The organism is Methylomonas koyamae, assembly GCF_001644025.1.
Taxonomy (GTDB): Bacteria; Pseudomonadota; Gammaproteobacteria; order Methylococcales; family Methylomonadaceae; genus Methylomonas; species Methylomonas koyamae_A.
In genome coordinates, this window is the sequence record NZ_LUUK01000197.1 from 56,459 (window position 1) to 75,202 (window position 18,744).

An 18,744-nucleotide genomic window follows, 5' to 3' on the forward strand; every position below is an offset into this window, starting at 1 on the left:
TCATTCCGACAAGGCCCCCGGCTTCAGCAACGCGGTGGCTTGCTCCACCGGCACCGGCTTGCTGAAGTAATAGCCTTGGCCGTAATTGCAACGCTGTCCGGACAGGAAGACCAACTGCTCCAAGTCCTCTATGCCCTCCGCGACCAACTCCAATTTCAACTGGCCGGCCATCGCGGTAATCGCGGCCACGATCGCCCGGTCGCTGTCGTCGGTGGAAACGTCCTTTACAAAGGCCTTGTCGATTTTCAACGTGTCGAGCGGAAACCGCTTTAAATAGCTCAGCGACGAATAACCGGTACCGAAATCGTCCACCGAGATCCGCACGCCCAAGCGCTTTAAGCCTTGCAGAGTGGCTAACGTGGTGTCCACATCGCGCATCATGATGCTTTCGGTGATTTCCAACTCCAATAATTCAGCCGGCAAGCCGGTTTCGGCCAACACGGTCGCAACCACGTCCAACAAGCCGCGTTGATGTTGAAAATCCTGGAACTGCCGACCGGATAGATTGACGGCGACGCGCACCGGCGTACCTGTCTCGCGCCAGCACTGGGCCTGTTCGCAAGCGGTCCGCAACACCCATTCGCCTATCGGCACGATCAACCCGGTTTCCTCGGCCAAACCGATAAACTGATCCGGCATCACCATGCCCAAGGTCGGACTATGCCAGCGCAACAGCGCCTCCATGCCGATTACCGCCCGGCTATCGATTTGCACTTGCGGCTGGTAGTACAGCGACAGCTCGCCCTGACCGAGCGCGCAACGCAAATGATGCTCAAGCTGCAGATACCGCTGCGCGGTACTGTTCATTTCCGACGTAAAAAACTGATAGTTGTTCTTGCCGAGCTTTTTGGCGTGGTACAGCGCGGAATCGGCCTGCGCCAGCAGTTCGTCCAGATTGCCCGAGTTCTCCGGAAACACGCTGATGCCGATGCTGGCCCGCGAATAAATCTGGTGTTGGTTAATGACAAAGGGTTCATTCAGTAGCCCCAAAATCTTGACCGCCACCTTGGCGGCATCCAGGCTGTCCTTGATGCCGGGCAACATGATAATGAATTCGTCGCCCCCCATGCGTGCCGGCGTGTCGCCTTCACGCAAGCACGAGGCGATGCGCTTGGCCACCTCTCTGAGCAATTCGTCGCCAACGGTATGGCCGAACGAATCGTTGATAGTCTTGAAATTGTCCAGATCGAGAAACAAAAAAGCCACCACCTCGCGTTTGCGCTGCGCCCGCGCGATGAATTGCAAGGCGCGGTCGGTCAGCAGCGTGCGATTGGGTAGATCGGTCAGCGCATCGAAATGCGCCATGTAATCCAGGCGCTGGCGAGCCCGCTTGACCTCTTCCATCTCCCTGGCGTTGTCGATCACCAACGATAACGAATGCGCGAAACTGGCCGCCAACTCCTCGTCGTTGGCGCTAAACGCCTCGCCGCCGACTTTGTCGCACAAATAGATCCGCCCGTACACCCGACCGTGCCGGGAAATCGGCACCGCTAACAGCGATTTCATCGGCGGATGATGCGGCGGAAATCCGATGCTACGCGGATCGGAGCGCATATCGCTCAAGCGCAGCGAAATATCCTCTTCGATCACGACGCCCAACAAACCCTTGCCTTGCGGCAGCTCGCCGATTTGCTTGGCCTGAGCCTCGCTGATTCCGGAATAAATGAATTCAGCCATCCCGCCGTGCTCATCGACGATACCAATCGCCCCAAAATCGGCGTCCAACAGCTTACGCAAGGCATCGAGCCCGGCTTGCAGCAATTCGGTTTCTATCGACGTCCGAGCCAACACCCCCAACAAGCTTCTGGCGGCCTCGTTGAGGGCGGCCAAGCGCTCGACCCAAATCACGGTCTGGCGATGGTTTTCCTCGGCGATGTCCCGCAAACGCACGCTTTCGAGTAACAACTGCCGATCGCGTTCCAGCAAGGCCTGCAAAATGCTTTCCCGGGTCACGACGCCGACAAACTCGTCGCGGCTCATCACGGCCAACACTTCCATGCCATGCTTCCGCATGGTTTTCAACGCGGTACGGATACCGGCACCGACCGGCACGGCCGCGAGCTTGCGATGCTCGACCAAGTCGGCAAAAATCCAGCCAGGGTGCAGGGAAATGTCATGGTGGGTAGCCACGCCGCAAAAATCGGCACTAAGTTCGCCATCGCGAAATACCGCGTACACGGTACTGCCATTCGCCCGCCCCTTTGGCCGGTCTTCTTCCCGGACCCTAACCACATCGGGCCAAAGACAGGCCTTTACCGTCAATTCCTTCATACCTTGGCGCTCAAGCGCACCGAGACGTCCAAATCGGCGTGCAAAATCTCGTCGATGCTCATCAGCGGCTTAACCTGACCTATCACAAACTCGATCAATGCCTCGCGCGAAGCCCGGTTCAACAGGCTTTTTCGGACCAAGATATCGCTGATGATTTCGTCGTCGCACTCGATATGCTCGAACGGCGCTTTCACCAATAATTCAATGGCGCGGCGCATCGCGATACAGCCGATTGGCGAATCGCGCCCCAAAATCAACATGTCTTTCAGTGGAGGAATGGTGTATTCGCCAAGCACGGCGGAGATATTGACCTGATTTTGAGTTTGCTTGAACATGCCGGTAACCTTATTTCCCTAAGTTTGACCGGTAATTTAGCAGAAATTAAGCACTCTCAGGACTGGGCCCAAGGACGGAACTCACCGGAGCGGGTTAATCATTACGGAACAACGGAAAGCCGAACCGCCGGGCAGACGGCTTGCAAGAACGAAAGACAGAAACGCCAATCCAGATCGGCGAAAGTGAAAATTGAGAGTTGGAACACAAAAAACCGGACGGTAAGGCTACCGCCCGGCTGGCAGAGAAAACGCCGGCAGAGAAATTAGTTTCCGCCCTTGAAGCTGATTTGCAAAGCGTGCAGCGAATTCACGCAATCCGCGCTGGCTTGAAGGTTAGGATTATCGTGGCAGGTTTGGTTTTGCGCCTTCGCTTCCTTGATATTGGCCACATACCAAGCAACGGATTTACCCTCGGTAGCCGCCTTGTCTTCGTTAACCTCGGAACTAGCATTGGTTACATTCAGGATCGCGGCTCCCCCGAGTACCGCAATCGCGGCGGCAGCTATAAATTTGTTGGCGTTTTTCATAAAGACTCCTTCGCTATCTGTTACCGGAAATTTGGAATCCCGTATTGGCGGGACACCGGTAATCTAACAAAAAATTCTAGCGTTAAAAATGTGGCGGATTGCCGCGCGACAATCTGTCCGAATATAGCGGCAAATAACATAATTCAATTAAAGCATCGGATCAGTCAGCATAGCAAAGCCCCTAGCCGACTGTCTTGAGATTAGCCCGCGAGTAGCGGCGCACGGACCTTGCCGATCGCGCCGCGAAGCGGACTGGCTTATTTGATTTTCAACAACTCCTTGCCGTCGCTAGCGAATTTACAAATCCCGGCCGCAAAATAAGTACATTCTTCGGATTGCTCCAGCTTGGCGCCGTTTGGGGTCAAATGTACTTTTACCGAGCACGAACGCGCCTCGCCCTCGATATGCTTTTTCAAAACCAACTCGTTTTCGGCAATGACTTTAGCTTCGCCAGAAATTAGAGCAGAACATGCGTGCTTGCCGGCCTCGTCGGGATTCGGTTCGAAATCCACATCCACGGTGACATTGGTATCGTTACCGACCGTATTAATCTTCAAATGCTGAACGTGGTTACCGTCGCGCAACAGATAGTGATCGGTCGCCGCCATTACGGAACCGGACATTAGCGCGATGGCCAAGAACAAGGTTTTTTTCATGATGTAGCCTCTTTTATTGTGATTTGAAATCGGGCAAGCCCCACGCGGAAAAATCCCGATCGGCACCCCGGCGTCGCCGAAGCGTCGAGCTTGGCGGCGATTGTACCCTACTGCCCGACGTTGCCCAAGAACCCTTGCCCGCCGCCGGCTTGTCGCGCCTTGCAATGAAAGCCCAGGCGATTTATGCCATAATCGCCGGCTCCTTTTTCCGGCCGTTTTACCGCCATGTCGAAACGAAAAATCCTTGTCACCAGCGCCTTGCCCTACGCCAACGGCCCGATCCACCTCGGCCATCTGGTCGAATACCTTCAGACCGACATTTGGGTGCGTTTTCAAAAACAACGCGGCCACGAATGCTACTACGTCTGCGCCGACGACACCCACGGCACACCGATCATGCTGCGCGCCGACAAGGAAGGCATTACGCCGGAACAACTGATCGCCGGCGTCGAGCAAGAACACCGCGCCGACTTCGACGCCTTCGGCGTGGCGTTCGACCAGTACCACAGCACCCATTCGCCCGAAAACAAGGCCTGCGCCGAACTGATTTACCTCAGACTACGCGAGGGCGGCCATATCAGCAGCCGCAGCATCACTCAAGCTTACGACCCGGTTAAAAACATGTTTCTGCCGGACCGCTTCATCAAGGGAGAATGCCCCAAATGCGGCGCGCCCGACCAATACGGCGACAACTGCGAAGCTTGCGGCGCCACCTACTCGCCAACCGAATTGAAAAACGCGGTGTCGGTCGTGTCCGGCGAACAACCGATCGAAAAAGACTCGGAGCACTATTTCTTCGAACTCGGCCACTTCGCCGAAATGCTGAAAGACTGGACCACCGCCGGCCACTTGCAAGCGGAAGTCAGCAACAAAATGGCCGAATGGCTGCAAAACGGCTTGCAACAATGGGACATTTCCCGCGACGCCCCGTATTTCGGTTTCGAAATCCCGGACGCGCCCGGCAAATATTTTTACGTCTGGCTGGATGCGCCGATCGGTTACATGGCCAGTTGCCGGCGCTTATGCGAGCGTACCGGTTTAATTTACGATGACTTTTGGAGCCCGGACAGCGACGCCGAGTTGTACCACTTCATCGGCAAGGACATCATTTATTTCCACGCGCTATTCTGGCCGGCCATGCTGCACGGCGCCGGCTTCCGCACGCCGAGCGCGATCTTCGCCCACGGCTTTTTAACGGTCAACGGTGAGAAAATGTCCAAATCGCGCGGCACCTTCATCAAGGCCCGTACCTATCTGGACCATCTGAACCCGGAATACTTGCGCTATTACTTCGCCGCCAAACTCAGCGCCGGCGTCGACGACATCGACTTGAACTTCGACGATTTCACGCTCCGGGTCAATGCCGACCTGGTTGGCAAAGTGGTCAACATCGCCAGCCGCTGCGCCGGATTTATCGCCAAACGCTTTGAAAACCGGCTATCCGCCGCCTGCGCCGAACCGGAATTGTTCGGCCAATTCGTCGCCGCCCATCAAGCCATTGCCGACCTTTACGAAAGCCGCGAATTCGGCAAGGCGATGCGCGAAATCATGGCCCTGGCCGACAAGGCCAACCAATACATCGACGAAAAAAAGCCCTGGCTGATCGCCAAGGAAGACGGCCGCGACGCCGAGTTGCACGACGTTTGCAGCATGGGCCTGAACTTGTTCCGCTTGCTGGTGGTTTATCTGCGCCCGGTGATACCGACGCTGGCCGCCAACGCCGAAGCCTTCTTGAACATCCCGCCGCAAGGCTGGCCGGCCGACGCCCAGCCGCTGACCGACCACGCCATCAACGCGTTCACGCCATTAATGACCCGAGTCGAGGCCGACAAAATCGCCGCGATCGTCGAAGCCTCCAAGGACAACCTGGAGAAGACTCCGTCGGTCAAGGCCAAGCCCGCCAAGACCGTCGGCGAAGCCGCCAAACCCGCCGAAAACCAAAAGCTGGAGCCGATCGCCGAAGCCATCGAAATCGAGGACTTCGCCAAAATCGACTTGCGCATCGCCCGTATCGTCAAGGCCGAAGCGGTGGAAGGCGCCGAAAAACTGCTGCAGTTGACCGTCGATCTCGGCGACCACACCCGCAACATCTTTGCCGGCGTGAAGTCGGCCTACGCGCCGGACGATTTGGAAGGCAAGCTGACCGTCGTCGTCGCCAATCTGAAACCCCGCAAAATGCGCTTCGGTACCTCGGAAGGCATGATGCTGGCGGCCGGCCCAGGCGGCAAGGACATTTTCGTACTGTCGCCGGATGCCGGCGCCCAACCCGGCATGCGCGTCAAATAAAACGGAACCGAGCATGCTGGCCGACAGTATCGACGCCTTGCTGCCGCAGACTCAGTGCCGAAAATGCGGTTTTAACGGCTGTCTGCCTTACGCCGAAGCGATCGCTCGCGGCGAAGCCGACATCGACCGCTGTCCGCCCGGCGGCGATGCCGGTATCGCCAAATTGGCCGAGTTGCTGGGCATCGCGGCCAAGCCGCTGAATCCCGCCTACGGCATTGAACGGCCGCGCCTACTTGCGATCATCGACGAAGACGCGTGCATCGGCTGCACCAAATGCCTGCCGCCTTGTCCGACCGACGCCATTCTAGGCGCCTCCAAACACATGCATACCATCATTGCCGATCTGTGTACCGGCTGCGAATTGTGCATCGCGCCGTGTCCGGTCGCCTGCATTGCCATGGTTCCCGCGCCCAACCTCACTTGGACCGAGACCGACGCCGACCGCGCCAGGCTGCGCCATCTCGCCAAACAACAACGCCTGACAAAACTGGAAGCCGAAAAGGCCGAGCGCTTGCAACGCCAGAAGCAGCTATTGTCAAAAGCCAAATCCGCGAAAAACCAAGATTAACGCGATCGGCCATGACTTTAGCCGCAATTGCTTTTATAATAAGCAGCTCTGCAATACACGCCCGTAGCTCAGATGGATAGAGCCCAGCCCTCCGGAAGAAACAGTCAGCCGGATTTAGGTTTCTAGGGAAACGGTCAAAACCGTTTGACCGAACAGACTGTATCGTAAGACCGCAAATCCCATTGCGCCCGTAGCTCAGCTGGATAGAGCGCAGCCCTCCGGAGGCTGAGGCCAGAGGTTCGAATCCTCTCGGGCGCGCCATTTTGACATCTTCCCCAAACTGCCATTTTCCCCTGGTTTGGCATAGGCGGCCATTCAGTGGCCAGCTAAAATTGATGTTATTTGTCGTCACCCAAATTTGACATTTGCCCTCAACGACCAAACATCCTTAATCTTTAGGGTTTACGTTTTGACTGCCTGTTAAAAGATCTTCAGAAACATATTCAACTAAATCTTCAATTCTGCAGTGAAAATAAGCGCAAAGTTTATCCAGATTGTCTGTACGGTGCTGTATTCTCTATGGTTTAGGAACCTCTGATTAATTTGCCATCTCGAATTCAGCTTCCAATTGAATCAATGGCTTGCATATCGGTTTTTCTTGAAAAACTGAGTTAATCAGAGGCTCCTTAATAATTTCATACGATTGATGTCTGTGAATTCAGCAAGCTCATTAATTGTGATTCGCCTATTATCATCGAATTCCTTCTTTTCTAGCAGCTGCTTAATTTTAAATCTCAACATGTTTTGCTTTTTGACGTATGCTCGATCGTATGCTGTAAAGAAAAGCCTCTCTAAGCAGAATAACTGTAATTCTCCCATTTTGAATAGAACGATTATTCCGGCAATCTACTGCTGATTTTGTCAATACCCGCTTGAGCACAGGCTTCATCTTTATCGCCACCCGGTGCACCGCTGACCCCAATCGCACCTATTATATTTCCTTGCACTTTTATCGCTAATGCGCCGGGCAATGGCGTGACATTGGGGATAGTGAGTACGGCATTATAAAATGCCGGGTTTTTGCTCATTAGTTCGGCCACTTGACCGCTGGTTTCTAAATGATAGTTGGGGCCAAACGTCACGATAGTGTAGGCTTTTCGATAGGCTGTCTCGAAGGTATGCGGCGTACTCTTGTCGCTTTTTAGCTGAACTTTGGGCTGACCGGACATATCGACAAAAGCCACCGAAACGTTATATCCCAAAGCTTCGCAGGAGCGTACCGTTTCGCTGGCAGCTTCGACCGCTAAAGTAAGCGGAAGCGTATAACTATTTCCCGCGGCATGCGCATTGGCTTGCAATAACAAAAGTATCGAAATGACCTGCAAACCTTTTCGTTGTTTATTCATAGCGTATTTCCGGTGACGTGATGTCCCAAATGCCCAATAAGCGCTTTGGCATTAAGGAACCATCAAAAATGGTTGGCCTTTTTGGGTGGTATAAGTGATTAAATATTTCAGCGGATTAATCCTGTCGGCATTGCGAAAAATCAGGTGTTGAGCGTTGGCCTTGTCTTGGTAGCTATCCCCTGCTCTGAAGGTTAGTATTGGCTCGTCAACGTACTGCGATTCCGCTATCCCCTCAAGAATGTAATTGAAACCGGCTGAGGGATGATGGTGAACTGGCAAGCCCACTCCTGGAGGATAGGTGGTCATGACCAAACGAAATTCGTTGCCTTCATTATCTTCATGACTTTGCAGGATAGTTCGAACGATACCGTCGCTGGAGACTGTCGTATTGCCCTGCGATGTAATTTGTGCGAACAACGGCGTCGCGGTGAATGCGCCTACCGCACCGACCATCCCAGCCAGCAACAGCCGTCGTTTGATATCGCGTTCGATGTTAGGTGTCATGACTTCGACAGCTTTCGAGGTATAACCGTTTGACATATCACTTCCTTTTATCAATGTGCGTTTACTAGACGCTAACGTGATGTTTTCGCAGCTTTGCGGGCGGCTTTTGGGCATGGGCCGCCTGCCGAGTGAATAAACACAGCTACTCGCGGGCGATGAGAAATCGACCCGCGAATGGATCTAAATTTAACCTGTGGAAAGTGCCTCGCCTAACTGTTTATTGGTCAACGCCTGACCAGCGATTCCCCAGGCGCCATCAACAGCATGGACGACATTAGCCCAAATTTGGTGTTTAGGCAGGCTGCCGCCCGAGAGTTCATGAATAATGTTGGTGGCTTCTTCGATATGTCCTTGCTGAATTTCAGGTGTGTTAAACGCAAATGACGGCACCTTCCATTCGATAAAGGCGATGTCGGTTTCTTGCAATCCTGAATAGGTTTGATGTTTGGGTAGCAGATGGATAGCGCCAACGACATTGGGCGTCATCACCTTATTGCCGGATAGCCCGTGCCATTTCAACATCGAATCGCAAATTCTGCGAAAAGCGAGCCTTTCGGTTCCCGCGGGTAAGACACCTTCTGTTAGCGTAAGAGTAAGCGGCATGTCGGTTTCCTGTTGTTTGGGGTTACGCGTAGCGGAAGCTACGCGACGGACATTAAATAACGATCGCTATACAATATTATATAACGATCGTTATCTTGTCAAAGGTGGCGATGCTGGCCATTTGATACAATGTCAATCCCAAATAGCATTGGATCTACCCGCGTGAGATATACAGCAGACCAAAAACAACAAACCTGCCAGCGCATTATTGAGGCGGCCGGGCGTTGTTTTCGAAAAGGCGGCTACAGTGGCATCGGCGTCGATGGCTTGGCAAAGGAAGCCGGCGTGACGTCAGGGGCGTTCTACGGACACTTCAGCTCCAAAGCCGATGCGTTTAAAGCGGCGATCATTGCCGGAATGGAGGACTTGAAATCCGGGATCGGCACTTTTCAGCAGAAATATGGCGAAAACTGGTGGGAAGAATTTGCAACGTTTTACATGGGTCCAAAACGCACCTGCGATCTGGGCGACAGTTGCATACTTCAAAGTGTAACTCCGGAAGTCTGTCGTTCCGAAGAAGCGATACGAGCTGCATTTGAGTCGGAGTTGCTAAAGATAGTCAAACTTGCGGCAGAGGGTACATCCCAAACAACCGATCAGGCGGCTATTGATAATGCGTGGGCTAACTTTGCAATGCTGATTGGCGGCGTAACGTTAGCGCGCGCGGTTACCGACGAAAAAATCGCCAATGAAATTGCAACGGCCGTTCAGCAAGCAGTGATCACCCGACAAAAGGGTACTTAAATTCATTGGAGTTCGTCCGGTCGTCCGAATTCCATCCACGCTTACCCAACCCAACCGCCGTCACAAAACGAAACCAAAGTACGCCGAGAACGATGCAGCTTGAAGCCCACCTCGCGAAGCGATACGGCACCCAGTTTACAGACACATAGATTATGGCGCAGCGGGGTTAGGCAACAAATCCGCCATTTAGGTGTTCAACAAAATGCATACCCTTCGCCGACAAGCCTTGTCGGTAATAGCGTCGTTGTGCTAGCGGCATGTATAAGCGGGTATCCAGAACCAGATTATTGCAGTTTGCAAATTGGGCTGCCTGTTTGACATATTCAATGAAACGTTTGCCTATACCCTGATTTTGCCGCTTACCCTTGACGACCAGATCATCCACATACAGATAGCGAGCATAGCGCAGATTCTCGCTGAATCGTTAGCCGACCAAGCCTTGCCAACCGAATTCGTAAAACCCTGAGAGATGATAGCCCGCCTGAAATTGGCACAGGATTTGTGTGACACATCGCGTCTGATCCGACAAATGTAGCCTGAGTGCTGTCATCAACGTTAGACGTTCGAGGTTGATTCAGCTCAATATCAACGAATCTCGAATGCTTGCCAATGTTCGTCGGGCTGATGGGCATTGACGACAAGCTCGGCAACCTTGGCCAATAGCGGCCCTTTGTGACACCAGGCCACCAACTTTTGCAAATCGTCCGGGTGTCCGGAAGCGACGATTTCGACGCTGCCGTCTGGCAGATTTCGGACGAAACCGGACAGATTCAGTTTGACCGCTTGCTTTTGGGTGTAGGCGCGAAAATACACGCCCTGTACCCGTCCCTTGACGATGATGTGCAGGCAATCCTTCATCGCGTGATTCTCCAGCAATAATGAATTTTTTGGTCTCGGGCGAAGTCCTCGGGAATCGTCGCCGCGCTAATGTCTTCGAAGCTCAAACCGGCTAAAGCCTCGCGGTCGAGTTTAAAGCGGCGGAAGTTGGTCGAGAAATACAACACGCCGCCCGGCGCCAGCAACGCGGACGCGTTTTTCAACAAAATCACATGGTCGCTTTGAATGTCGAAGGCGTCGTCCATTTTCTTGGAATTGGAAAAAGTCGGCGGATCGAGAAAGATCAAGTCGAATTGCGGCTTGCTTTTTAACTCCGCCTGCTCGGCCAGCCATTTTGGGCAATCGGCGCGCACCAGCTTGTGGTCGCCGCGGATGCCGTTGAGTTCGAAATTGCGCTTGGCCCAGTCCAGATAGGTATTGGACATGTCGACCGTGACCGACGCCGCCGCGCCGCCGACCGCCGCATGCACCGTGGCGCTGCCGGTGTAGGCGAACAGATTCAAAAAGCGCTTGCCCCTGGCTTCTTGCTGAATGCGTAAGCGCATCGGCCGATGATCCAGAAACAGGCCGGTATCCAGATAATCTTCGAAGTTAACCCAGAGCTGGCAGCCGCCTTCCTCGACCACGTGAAAATGGCCTTGTTCGCCAAGCTTTTCGTATTGGTCGGTGGCTTTTTGCTTGCGGCGGATTTTCAAAAACACCTGGTTGGCCGGAATTTCCAGTACTTTCGGAATCTCCGCCATCGCCCCGGCCAGGCGTTGATTGGCCTTGGCCGGATCGATGGTTTTCGGCGATTCGTATTCCTGCACATTGACCCAAAGCTGCTCTCCCTGGTAAACATCCACCGCGACCGCGTATTCCGGCAGGTCAGCGTCGTACATGCGGTAACAACTCACCCGGTTTTGCTTGGCCCACTTGGCGAGTTTCTTCAGATTCTTGCGCAAGCGGTTGCCGAACATCTCGGCTTGCGGGTCGACTTGTTCGACTTGGGCGCGGCGCCAGATCGATTCGGCCCGCTCCTGTTGCGACTTGGCCTTAGGCTCGAAGAAGGCTTTTTCCTCGATGTTAAACCGCAGCAATTTGCACTCCAGCGCGCCGTTGAACAACGTGATCGGCTTCTGCGAACGGATGCCCAACCTAAAACCCAGCTCGGGGTCGCTGATGATCATCGCCGCCTGCCAGCCGGCGAAGCGCTGCTTCAACACCTCGCCGAAGCGCCGGTACAGCGCGGCGGTTTCTGCTTCGTCGCCCAAACGTTCGCCGTAAGGCGGGTTGCAGGCGATCAGACCTTTCGGCCAGCTTTCCGCCGCAGCCGCATCGCCGATGTCGCGTTTTTCGATATGAATCTTGCCGGACAAGCCGGCGTTTTCGACGTGCTGCACCGCCGTGGCGACCGTGCGCCGGTCCTGGTCGAAACCGACGATGGTCGGCATTTTGTTTATTCCGGCTTCGCGGCGTTGGCGGGCCTCGTCGAGCAAGCTTTGCCACAAACCGGCATCGTGTTTTTTCCAGCCCAGAAAACCAAAGTAATCGCGCTGCAAGCCAGGCGCGATGTCGGCGGCGATCAGAGCGCCTTCCAACAACATCGTCCCCGAACCGCACATCGGATCGAGCAAACTGCCGCCTTGCTCGGCAATCTTGGGCCAGCCGGCGCGCAACAAAATCGCCGCCGCCAGGTTTTCCTTGATCGGCGCGGCGATGCTGACGTCGCGGAAGCCGCGCTTGTGCAAACTTTCGCCGGACAAGTCCAGGCTGAGTTGCGCCAGGTCGTTGTGCAGATAAACATTGACGCGAAGCGACGGCCGGTCGGTATCGACGCTGGGGCGCTTGTTGAACTTGGCCCGCATCTGGTCGACGATGGCATCCTTGACCTTTTGCGCGCCGAAGTGGGTGTTGTTGATCGCCTGACTGTTCTTGGCGTTGAAGGATACCGCCAGACTGGCGTCGGGCTGGATATGCTCGAACCAATTGATGCGCTTGACGCCGTCGTACAGGTCCTGCTGGGATTTGACCTCGAAACTGCTCAGCGGCAGAAACACCCGGTTGGCCACTCGCGACCACAAGCACACCCGGTAAGCCAGCGCCAGATCGCCGTCGAAGGCCACGCCGGCCAGTTTTTCCTTGACGTTTTGACCGCCGAGGGCGTGAATTTCGTTGGCGAGGATGCCTTCCAGCGCCTTAGGCGCGGTGGCGTAAAGAGAATGTAGCGACATGACGACGACCGAATACGGAATGGTCGGCTAGGATACTAAAACCGGACGGGGGCGGCGGAAAATTTGTAAGGCTCGAGCTAGCGCCGAGGATGAGCCATCCCCAGGATTGCCGCCACGCGCCGAGCCGCGCGCATGGCGGCACGGTTCCGTCAACGGCCGAGGACTTCGCCGCGAACGCTTTCGACCAAGGCGGCCGCTTCGCCGATTAACTCGGCCGGCACGTTCAGTTCCTGCATCGTCGCGCCCAGGTGTTCCATCACGGCGTCGAAGTGGCTGTCACTCAAACCCTTTTGAACCAATCTGGCATGGCCGTCGCGCAAGGAGCGACCGGTATACTGGTTGGGACCGCCGAAGGCCACGGTCATGAAGGCTTTCAAGTGCTCGACTTGTTTAGCCATATCGGTTTTTTCGAAGAAGCGGTTAATTCGATAATCATCCAACACCTTACCGTAAAACACATCGACCGCCGCGTTGACGGCGGCTTCGCCACCCAGACGCTCGTACAGCGACGGCTCTTGTACTTGATTGTTCTCGCTCATGTTAACCCCAGTCAATTATTAAAATTATGGTCGGAGCCGAGCAGAACTAAAGAGCCCTCCGCAACTCCGGCGGCGATGATACTCCAGGTTAGTTTTGGTTCAAAACTATTTTGCCAATCCCAGTAGGGGCATAAAAAAGCCGGGGTAGCGCTTGGATCGCTACCCCGGCTTACGGTGTCCGGCCCTAATCGCTTAGCGAATTTCCGCGAGCCCGCCCATATAAGGCCGCAAGGCTTCCGGTACCGTGATCGAGCCGTCGGCGTTTTGATAGTTTTCGATGACCGCGATCAAAGTACGGCCGGCCGCCAGTCCCGAGCCGTTCAAGGTATGCACCAACTCCGGCTTGCCGGTCTCTGGATTGCGCCAGCGCGCCTGCATGCGCCGGGCCTGGAAATCCTTGAAGTTGCTGCAGGACGAAATTTCCCGATATTTTTGCTGTCCCGGCAACCAGACTTCCAGATCGTAGGTCTTGGCCGACGAAAAACCGGTGTCGCCGGCGCACAGCAGCATTTTGCGGTAAGGCAGATTCAGCAATTGCAAAATCTTCTCGGCGTTGCCGGTCAGTTCCTCGTGCGCCTGGGCGGACGTTTCGGCGGACACGATTTGCACCAGCTCGACCTTCTCGAACTGGTGTTGACGAATCATGCCGCGCACGTCGCTGCCGTAAGCGCCAGCCTCGCTGCGGAAGCAGGGCGAATGGCAAACGAACTTCAGCGGCATCTGCTTGGCTTCGACGATGGCGTCGCGGACGATGTTGGTGACCGGCACTTCGGCGGTTGGAATCAGGTAGAAGGTCGGCTCGTTTTGCACCGTGAACAAATCGGCCTCGAACTTCGGCAACTGGCCGGTGCCGCGCAGGCTGTCGGCGTTGGCCAGGAACGGCACATAGGTTTCCTGGTAGCCGTGCTCGTTGATGTGGGTATTCAACATCAGTTGAATGATGGCCCGTTGCAATGTCGCCAGTTTGCCGGCCAGCACGACGAAACGGGCACTGGCGATCTTGGCGCCCCATTCGAAGTTCATGCCCAACGGCTCGCCCAGATCGACGTGGTCCTTGGGTTGAAAATCGAACTGGCGCGGCTCGCCCCAACGGCTGACTTCCAGGTTATCGGCATCGCTTTTGCCCTCCGGCACCGCCGCGTCGAGGATGTTCGGTATGCCGGCCATCAATGCGTTTAACTGGTTTTGCACGTCGTTCAATTCGGCTTCGGCGGCCTTGAGCTGGTCGCCCAAATCGGCCACTTGATCCAGCAAGGGCTGGATGTCGTCGCCCTTGGCCTTGGCTAGACCGATGGCCTTCGAGCGGGTGTTGCGTTCGTTTTGTAAATCCTGAGTCTTGACCTGAATGTCCTTGCGGCGGTCTTCCAGGGCTTGATAGGCGGCGGCATCGAATTGAAAGCCGCGGCGTTGCAATTGCTGGCAAACCGTCTCCAGTTCGCTTCTAAATAAACGGGGGTCTAGCATGGCTGTGTGGTACCTGAAATTAAAGGGCGTGGGGCTTGTCGGGTTACCCGGCAAGCCGATCTATTGACTCCGTATCATTGGGCCAAACCCCACCGTTAGCTCGGCGAGGCAAACTCAAGCGGGCGGATTAAAATTTAAAAAAGTGCTCGCGATAATGCCGCAATTCCTCGATGGACTCGAGAATGTCGTCCAGCGCCTTGTGCGAGGCTTGCTTGTTGTAACCGTCCTTGACCTTGGGCGCCCAACGCGCCGCCAGTTCTTTAACGGTGGATACGTCCAGGTTGCGGTAATGAAAAAACGCTTCCAACTGGGGCATATAGCGGTACAAAAAACGCCGATCCTGGCAAATGCTGTTTCCGCACATCGGCGAGGCCCGTTCCGGCAACCATTGCCGCAAAAACTCCAACGTTTCGGCTTCGGCGGCGGCGGCATCGACGCGGGAATCCTTGACCCGCTGAATCAGCCCGGATTGGCCGTGATGCTGTTGATTCCAGTCGTCCATCGCCGCCAACGCCGCGTCGGATTGATGCACGGCTATCACCGGGCCTTCGGCCAGGATGTTTAAATTTGGATCGGTAACGACGGTTGCGATTTCGATGATCAAATCGTTATCCGGATCCAACCCTGTCATTTCCAGGTCTATCCAGATAAGATTGTTTGCATCCTGAGCCATTGGCTATTCCCTAGATTATTTATAAAGTTGCGGCAAATTGTAGCATTAGCTAATCTGTACCGCTAATCGTTAACCCCCAACCTCACGGCCTTGATGAACACCTTTACCGTCCTATTTCTCGTCGCCCTCGTCCTGTCTTACGGCGTCCAATTCTGGCTGGCAATGCGCCAGAAAGCCCACGTCCGGCAACATCGCGACCAAGTGCCGGCGGCATTCCGCGACCGGGTATCGCTGGCCGCCCATCAAAAAGCCGCCGACTATACGGTGGAAAAGAGCAAACTGGGCGACCTGGACAGCGTGGTCGGCATCGTGTTTCTGCTGGCGCTGACGTTGGGCGGCGGCATCAGCCTGGTATTCGACTTTTGGGCGACCTTCGATTTGTCGCCGCTGCAAGCCAGCTTGGCGGCGATGGCCAGCGTCTTTTTGTTGATGACCGTCGTCGAAATCCCGTTCAGCCTCTATCAAACCTTCGTCATCGAAGAAAAATTCGGCTTCAACAAGAACACCCTGCCGCAATTCGTCAAGGATCAATTGTTGTCGATCGCGCTGACGCTCGGCATCGGTCTGCCGATCTTGGCGTTGATTCTATGGGTAATGGACAGTATCGGCGACCTGTGGTGGCTGTATGCCTGGGCCATCATGATGGGTTTTTCGCTGTTGATGAGCTGGCTGTTCCCAACCCTGATCGCACCCTTGTTCAACAAGTTCGAACCGATGCAGGACGGCTCACTGAAGCAACGCATTCAAACCTTGCTGGAACGTTGCGGCTTCAACAGCAACGGCATTTTCATCATGGACGGCTCGCGCCGTTCCGGCCACGGCAACGCCTATTTCACCGGCCTGGGCAATAACAAGCGCATCGTGTTTTTCGACACGCTGGTCAAGTCCCTCGACGAATCTGAACTAGAAGCCGTGCTGGCCCACGAACTCGGCCATTTCAAATGCAAGCACACGATCAAGATGCTGATCGCCTCGTCGCTGATGACCTTGATCAGCTTCGCGATTCTGGGCTGGTTGATTACCCAAGACTGGTTTTTCGACGGACTCGGCGTAGGCACTCACTCCAATGCAGCAGCCTTACTCTTGTTTATGCTGGTGTCGCCGGTATTCACCACCTTTATGCAACCGATCAGCGCGTTCTTTCAACGTAAATTCGAGTTCGAAGCCGACGATTTCGCGACACGCAACGCCGAGGCCGGCAAGCTGATCAGCGGCCTGGTCAAGCTGTACGAAGAAAACGCCAGCACGCTGACGCCCGACCCGCTGTATTCGGCCTTCCACTATAGCCATCCGCCGGCCGCGATCCGCATCGCCCATATCGAAGAAAAGATACAAACCGCTTGATGAGCGCACAGCGGGAAGGCCTGGTCGTCGCCCATCTCGGCAAAGGCATCGCGGTCGAGTTGGACGACGCCACGCCGCCCGTCCTGTGCCAAACCCTGCGCAAACTGGATACCGTCGTCGTCGGCGACCGCGTCAAACTAACGCTGTCGTCGCCGGAGCAAGGCCGCATCGAAGCGATCCTGCCGCGACGTTCCACGCTGTTTCGTCCGGCGCGCGGCAACGAAAGTCGGCCGGTGGCCGCCAATCTGGACAGCGTGTACGTGGTGTTGGCGGTCGAGCCGGCCTGCGATTTTCTGTTGCTGGATCAATATCTGGCGGTCTGCGAGAACAGCAATATCGACGCCGACCTAATCCTGAACAAGATCGACCTGCCGTTGCCGGCCGACATCGACGCCGAGTTGCACTACTACCCAACGCTGGGCTACCGGCTGCACCCGGTCAGCGCCAACCGCCAAATCGGCATCTCCGAACTGGCTCATACGCTGCAAAACCGCGCCAGCCTGTTTGCAGGTCAATCCGGGGTCGGCAAGTCGTCGTTGACCAACGCGCTGCTGCCGGACAAGACGCTACGCACCAATACCATTTCGGCGATCAGCAAACATGGCCGCCACACGACCACCGCCGCCACGCTCTACCACTTGCCCGGCGGCGGCGATTTGATCGACAGCCCCGGCGTCGCCATTTTCGGTTTGGCCGGATTGACCGAGGCGCAACTGGCCTGGGGCTATCGAGAATTTCAACCCTACATCGCCCGTTGCCGCTTCAACGATTGCAAGCACGTCACCGACAAGGACTGCGCGGTCCGCGCCGCCGCCGAAGCCGGCGAAATCCCGCTGGCGCGCTACCGGCGTTTCTTGAAACTGCGGGAAAAAATGCCGCCGCCGTCGCGTGGCGGATAGATCTTTACTATGAAAGTCACCGGACGCGGTTACCCAATTCGGTGTCGGAGCGCTGTCAATCGCGGCTGAAGCCGCTCCCACACCATTGGCTTTCATTTGCAGGGGCAACGCAGCCGTTGCATGAGCGTTAGGCCCAAGGGCGGATTCTCCCCATTGCGCGCCAAGACTGTTCAAAATCGTGTGGACGAGATCAACTTCAGTCTTTGAAGCAGCGTTGACAGTTTTCATATATGTAACTCATTATTTTAATGGCAATATTTCGTTACATAGAGTAGAGAGGAACGACAATAAAGTCAATCAAATCAATGGGATAGCAAGAGGCACAATAACATTGTGTTACATGTCAGCGACAAGTACGCTTATTCAGTCTTCGCTGGAGAAAGCGATTTACTCAAAACTCGCGTAGAATCGCAGGATGGGCTCCGCTGCATACAAGACTAAAAATCGCAGCTCTCAACTTATTCAAAACAGGATCAGCATAATGAATATCCATCTGCAACCTGAATTCGATGACATATTGCAACCTCTCGGTCATTCTGCTGCTGAGTTCTTTCTCGCAGCAAGCTTGTACCACGCCCACAAAATTAGCTTTGCTAGTGCGGCTCATATGGCAGGTTTGGATTTTGAAGCTTTTAAAACGCGGCTATTAGAGCACTTCAACCAAGGCTATGTAGTGGCGGATGAGTGTGCATTAGAAGATATTCAGATGATCGGAAAACTGTAGTTTCGTGAAAATCGTACTGAACACAAGCCCGATAATTTTTCTAAGTAAGATAGATACGCTGTCGCTTCTCGCTGATTGTTTTTCTGGAATCTACACGCCTATTGGTGTCGTTGATGAATTGCGGGAATCCCCAATTCCGAAAGAAATACAAGTTCGTTCACTGTCGTCACAAGGAGTAGCTTATGTTAAGGGCGTAAGCGATCTTTGAAGG

Annotated in this window: 21 protein-coding genes and 1 tRNA gene; 8 read left to right on the plus strand and 14 right to left on the minus strand. The window is 54.9% G+C overall.

Features of this window, described 5'->3' with window-relative positions; all coding sequences use genetic code 11:
* From A1355_RS19460 to A1355_RS19475, 4 genes are all read right to left on the minus strand, one after another.
* Positions 1-2,271: an EAL domain-containing protein gene (locus A1355_RS19460; RefSeq protein ID WP_064030945.1), complete on the minus strand. Its 2,271-nt coding sequence runs from the start codon at positions 2,269-2,271 to the stop codon at positions 1-3.
* On the minus strand, positions 2,268-2,606 hold the full coding sequence (locus A1355_RS19465) for a hypothetical protein (RefSeq protein ID WP_064030946.1): 339 nt from the start codon (positions 2,604-2,606) through the stop codon (positions 2,268-2,270). Before A1355_RS19465 ends, A1355_RS19460 begins: the two co-directional genes overlap by 4 nt.
* Before the next feature lie 263 nt (positions 2,607-2,869).
* Entirely contained in the window at positions 2,870-3,133 is a 264-nt protein-coding gene (locus A1355_RS19470) for a hypothetical protein (RefSeq protein ID WP_064030947.1), read from the minus strand.
* A 257-nt stretch (positions 3,134-3,390) separates the two neighbouring features.
* A complete protein-coding gene (locus tag A1355_RS19475) occupies positions 3,391-3,789 on the minus strand; it encodes a hypothetical protein (protein WP_064030948.1) in 399 nt (132 codons plus the stop codon).
* Between the two features lie 225 nt (positions 3,790-4,014).
* Between A1355_RS19475 and metG the strand changes: the two genes are divergently transcribed.
* The 3 genes from metG to A1355_RS19490 all read left to right on the plus strand — a co-directional run bounded on the left by metG (position 4,015) and on the right by A1355_RS19490 (position 6,904).
* Complete coding sequence (gene metG / locus A1355_RS19480; protein ID WP_064030949.1) at positions 4,015-6,075, plus strand: methionine--tRNA ligase; 2,061 nt, start codon at positions 4,015-4,017, stop codon at positions 6,073-6,075.
* Positions 6,041-6,643, plus strand: coding sequence for an RnfABCDGE type electron transport complex subunit B (locus A1355_RS19485; RefSeq protein ID WP_064030950.1), 603 nt, complete (start codon positions 6,041-6,043; stop codon positions 6,641-6,643). Before metG ends, A1355_RS19485 begins: the two co-directional genes overlap by 35 nt.
* A gap of 184 nt (positions 6,644-6,827) precedes the next feature.
* Positions 6,828-6,904, plus strand: a tRNA-Arg gene (locus tag A1355_RS19490).
* Positions 6,905-7,031: 127 nt separating this feature from the next.
* On the opposite strand, the gene A1355_RS26655 is transcribed toward A1355_RS19490, so the two are convergent.
* From A1355_RS26655 to A1355_RS19510, 4 genes are all read right to left on the minus strand, one after another.
* Entirely contained in the window at positions 7,032-7,157 is a 126-nt protein-coding gene (locus A1355_RS26655; RefSeq protein ID WP_082885655.1) for a helix-turn-helix domain-containing protein, read from the minus strand.
* A gap of 319 nt (positions 7,158-7,476) precedes the next feature.
* Positions 7,477-7,989, minus strand: a complete 513-nt coding sequence (locus tag A1355_RS19500) for a GlcG/HbpS family heme-binding protein (RefSeq protein WP_082885651.1) — start codon at positions 7,987-7,989, stop codon at positions 7,477-7,479.
* Positions 7,990-8,040: 51 nt separating this feature from the next.
* The gene (locus A1355_RS24770) at positions 8,041-8,529 is read right to left on the minus strand and encodes a cupin domain-containing protein (protein WP_197471855.1); all 489 of its coding nucleotides are present in this window, start codon (positions 8,527-8,529) and stop codon (positions 8,041-8,043) included.
* 150 nt (positions 8,530-8,679) lie between these two features.
* Positions 8,680-9,096, minus strand: a complete 417-nt coding sequence (locus A1355_RS19510; RefSeq protein ID WP_064030952.1) for a hypothetical protein — start codon at positions 9,094-9,096, stop codon at positions 8,680-8,682.
* Between the two features lie 162 nt (positions 9,097-9,258).
* On the opposite strand from A1355_RS19510, the gene A1355_RS19515 reads away from it, so the two are divergent.
* The gene (locus A1355_RS19515) at positions 9,259-9,840 is read left to right on the plus strand and encodes a TetR/AcrR family transcriptional regulator (protein ID WP_231883733.1); all 582 of its coding nucleotides are present in this window, start codon (positions 9,259-9,261) and stop codon (positions 9,838-9,840) included.
* Between the two features lie 166 nt (positions 9,841-10,006).
* Here the strand turns inward: A1355_RS19515 and A1355_RS25810 are convergent, their stop codons facing one another.
* From A1355_RS25810 to orn, 6 genes are all read right to left on the minus strand, one after another.
* A complete protein-coding gene (locus A1355_RS25810; protein ID WP_197471856.1) occupies positions 10,007-10,225 on the minus strand; it encodes a GNAT family N-acetyltransferase in 219 nt (72 codons plus the stop codon).
* Positions 10,226-10,425: 200 nt separating this feature from the next.
* On the minus strand, positions 10,426-10,698 hold the full coding sequence (gene yccX / locus A1355_RS19525; protein ID WP_064030954.1) for an acylphosphatase: 273 nt from the start codon (positions 10,696-10,698) through the stop codon (positions 10,426-10,428).
* Positions 10,695-12,890: a bifunctional 23S rRNA (guanine(2069)-N(7))-methyltransferase RlmK/23S rRNA (guanine(2445)-N(2))-methyltransferase RlmL gene (rlmKL, locus tag A1355_RS19530; RefSeq protein ID WP_064030955.1), complete on the minus strand. Its 2,196-nt coding sequence runs from the start codon at positions 12,888-12,890 to the stop codon at positions 10,695-10,697. Before rlmKL ends, yccX begins: the two co-directional genes overlap by 4 nt.
* A gap of 149 nt (positions 12,891-13,039) precedes the next feature.
* Complete coding sequence (locus tag A1355_RS19535; protein ID WP_064030956.1) at positions 13,040-13,429, minus strand: group I truncated hemoglobin; 390 nt, start codon at positions 13,427-13,429, stop codon at positions 13,040-13,042.
* Positions 13,430-13,621: 192 nt separating this feature from the next.
* Positions 13,622-14,893 (minus strand): serine--tRNA ligase, encoded by a 1,272-nt coding sequence (gene serS / locus A1355_RS19540; protein WP_064030957.1) that lies wholly within the window; start codon positions 14,891-14,893, stop codon positions 13,622-13,624.
* A gap of 127 nt (positions 14,894-15,020) precedes the next feature.
* A complete protein-coding gene (gene orn, locus A1355_RS19545) occupies positions 15,021-15,566 on the minus strand; it encodes an oligoribonuclease (RefSeq protein WP_064030958.1) in 546 nt (181 codons plus the stop codon).
* A gap of 93 nt (positions 15,567-15,659) precedes the next feature.
* On the opposite strand from orn, the gene A1355_RS19550 reads away from it, so the two are divergent.
* From A1355_RS19550 to A1355_RS25365, 4 genes are all read left to right on the plus strand, one after another.
* On the plus strand, positions 15,660-16,910 hold the full coding sequence (locus A1355_RS19550) for a M48 family metallopeptidase (protein WP_064030959.1): 1,251 nt from the start codon (positions 15,660-15,662) through the stop codon (positions 16,908-16,910).
* Entirely contained in the window at positions 16,910-17,809 is a 900-nt protein-coding gene (rsgA, locus tag A1355_RS19555) for a ribosome small subunit-dependent GTPase A (RefSeq protein WP_064030960.1), read from the plus strand. Before A1355_RS19550 ends, rsgA begins: the two co-directional genes overlap by 1 nt.
* A gap of 481 nt (positions 17,810-18,290) precedes the next feature.
* On the plus strand, positions 18,291-18,533 hold the full coding sequence (locus A1355_RS19560) for a hypothetical protein (protein WP_064030966.1): 243 nt from the start codon (positions 18,291-18,293) through the stop codon (positions 18,531-18,533).
* Between the two features lie 4 nt (positions 18,534-18,537).
* Positions 18,538-18,741 (plus strand): PIN domain-containing protein, encoded by a 204-nt coding sequence (locus A1355_RS25365; protein WP_157197960.1) that lies wholly within the window; start codon positions 18,538-18,540, stop codon positions 18,739-18,741.
* Positions 18,742-18,744 lie beyond the last annotated feature (3 nt).

What these genes read in the sequence shown, in the direction of transcription:
- A1355_RS19550 (WP_064030959.1), top strand. Translation starts at nt 15,660, where the DNA reads ATGAACACCTTTACCGTCCTATTTCTCGTCGCCCTCGTCCTGTCTTAC.
- A1355_RS24770 (WP_197471855.1), bottom strand. Translation starts at nt 8,529, where the DNA reads ATGTCAAACGGTTATACCTCGAAAGCTGTCGAAGTCATGACACCTAAC.
- A1355_RS19460 (WP_064030945.1), bottom strand. Translation starts at nt 2,271, where the DNA reads ATGAAGGAATTGACGGTAAAGGCCTGTCTTTGGCCCGATGTGGTTAGG.
- metG (WP_064030949.1), top strand. Translation starts at nt 4,015, where the DNA reads ATGTCGAAACGAAAAATCCTTGTCACCAGCGCCTTGCCCTACGCCAAC.
- orn (WP_064030958.1), bottom strand. Translation starts at nt 15,566, where the DNA reads ATGGCTCAGGATGCAAACAATCTTATCTGGATAGACCTGGAAATGACA.
- A1355_RS19475 (WP_064030948.1), bottom strand. Translation starts at nt 3,789, where the DNA reads ATGAAAAAAACCTTGTTCTTGGCCATCGCGCTAATGTCCGGTTCCGTA.
- A1355_RS19535 (WP_064030956.1), bottom strand. Translation starts at nt 13,429, where the DNA reads ATGAGCGAGAACAATCAAGTACAAGAGCCGTCGCTGTACGAGCGTCTG.
- A1355_RS19465 (WP_064030946.1), bottom strand. Translation starts at nt 2,606, where the DNA reads ATGTTCAAGCAAACTCAAAATCAGGTCAATATCTCCGCCGTGCTTGGC.
- A1355_RS19560 (WP_064030966.1), top strand. Translation starts at nt 18,291, where the DNA reads ATGAATATCCATCTGCAACCTGAATTCGATGACATATTGCAACCTCTC.
- rlmKL (WP_064030955.1), bottom strand. Translation starts at nt 12,890, where the DNA reads ATGTCGCTACATTCTCTTTACGCCACCGCGCCTAAGGCGCTGGAAGGC.
- rsgA (WP_064030960.1), top strand. Translation starts at nt 16,910, where the DNA reads ATGAGCGCACAGCGGGAAGGCCTGGTCGTCGCCCATCTCGGCAAAGGC.
- serS (WP_064030957.1), bottom strand. Translation starts at nt 14,893, where the DNA reads ATGCTAGACCCCCGTTTATTTAGAAGCGAACTGGAGACGGTTTGCCAG.
- yccX (WP_064030954.1), bottom strand. Translation starts at nt 10,698, where the DNA reads ATGAAGGATTGCCTGCACATCATCGTCAAGGGACGGGTACAGGGCGTG.
- A1355_RS19485 (WP_064030950.1), top strand. Translation starts at nt 6,041, where the DNA reads ATGCCGGCGCCCAACCCGGCATGCGCGTCAAATAAAACGGAACCGAGC.
- A1355_RS19500 (WP_082885651.1), bottom strand. Translation starts at nt 7,989, where the DNA reads ATGAATAAACAACGAAAAGGTTTGCAGGTCATTTCGATACTTTTGTTA.
- A1355_RS19470 (WP_064030947.1), bottom strand. Translation starts at nt 3,133, where the DNA reads ATGAAAAACGCCAACAAATTTATAGCTGCCGCCGCGATTGCGGTACTC.
- A1355_RS19510 (WP_064030952.1), bottom strand. Translation starts at nt 9,096, where the DNA reads ATGCCGCTTACTCTTACGCTAACAGAAGGTGTCTTACCCGCGGGAACC.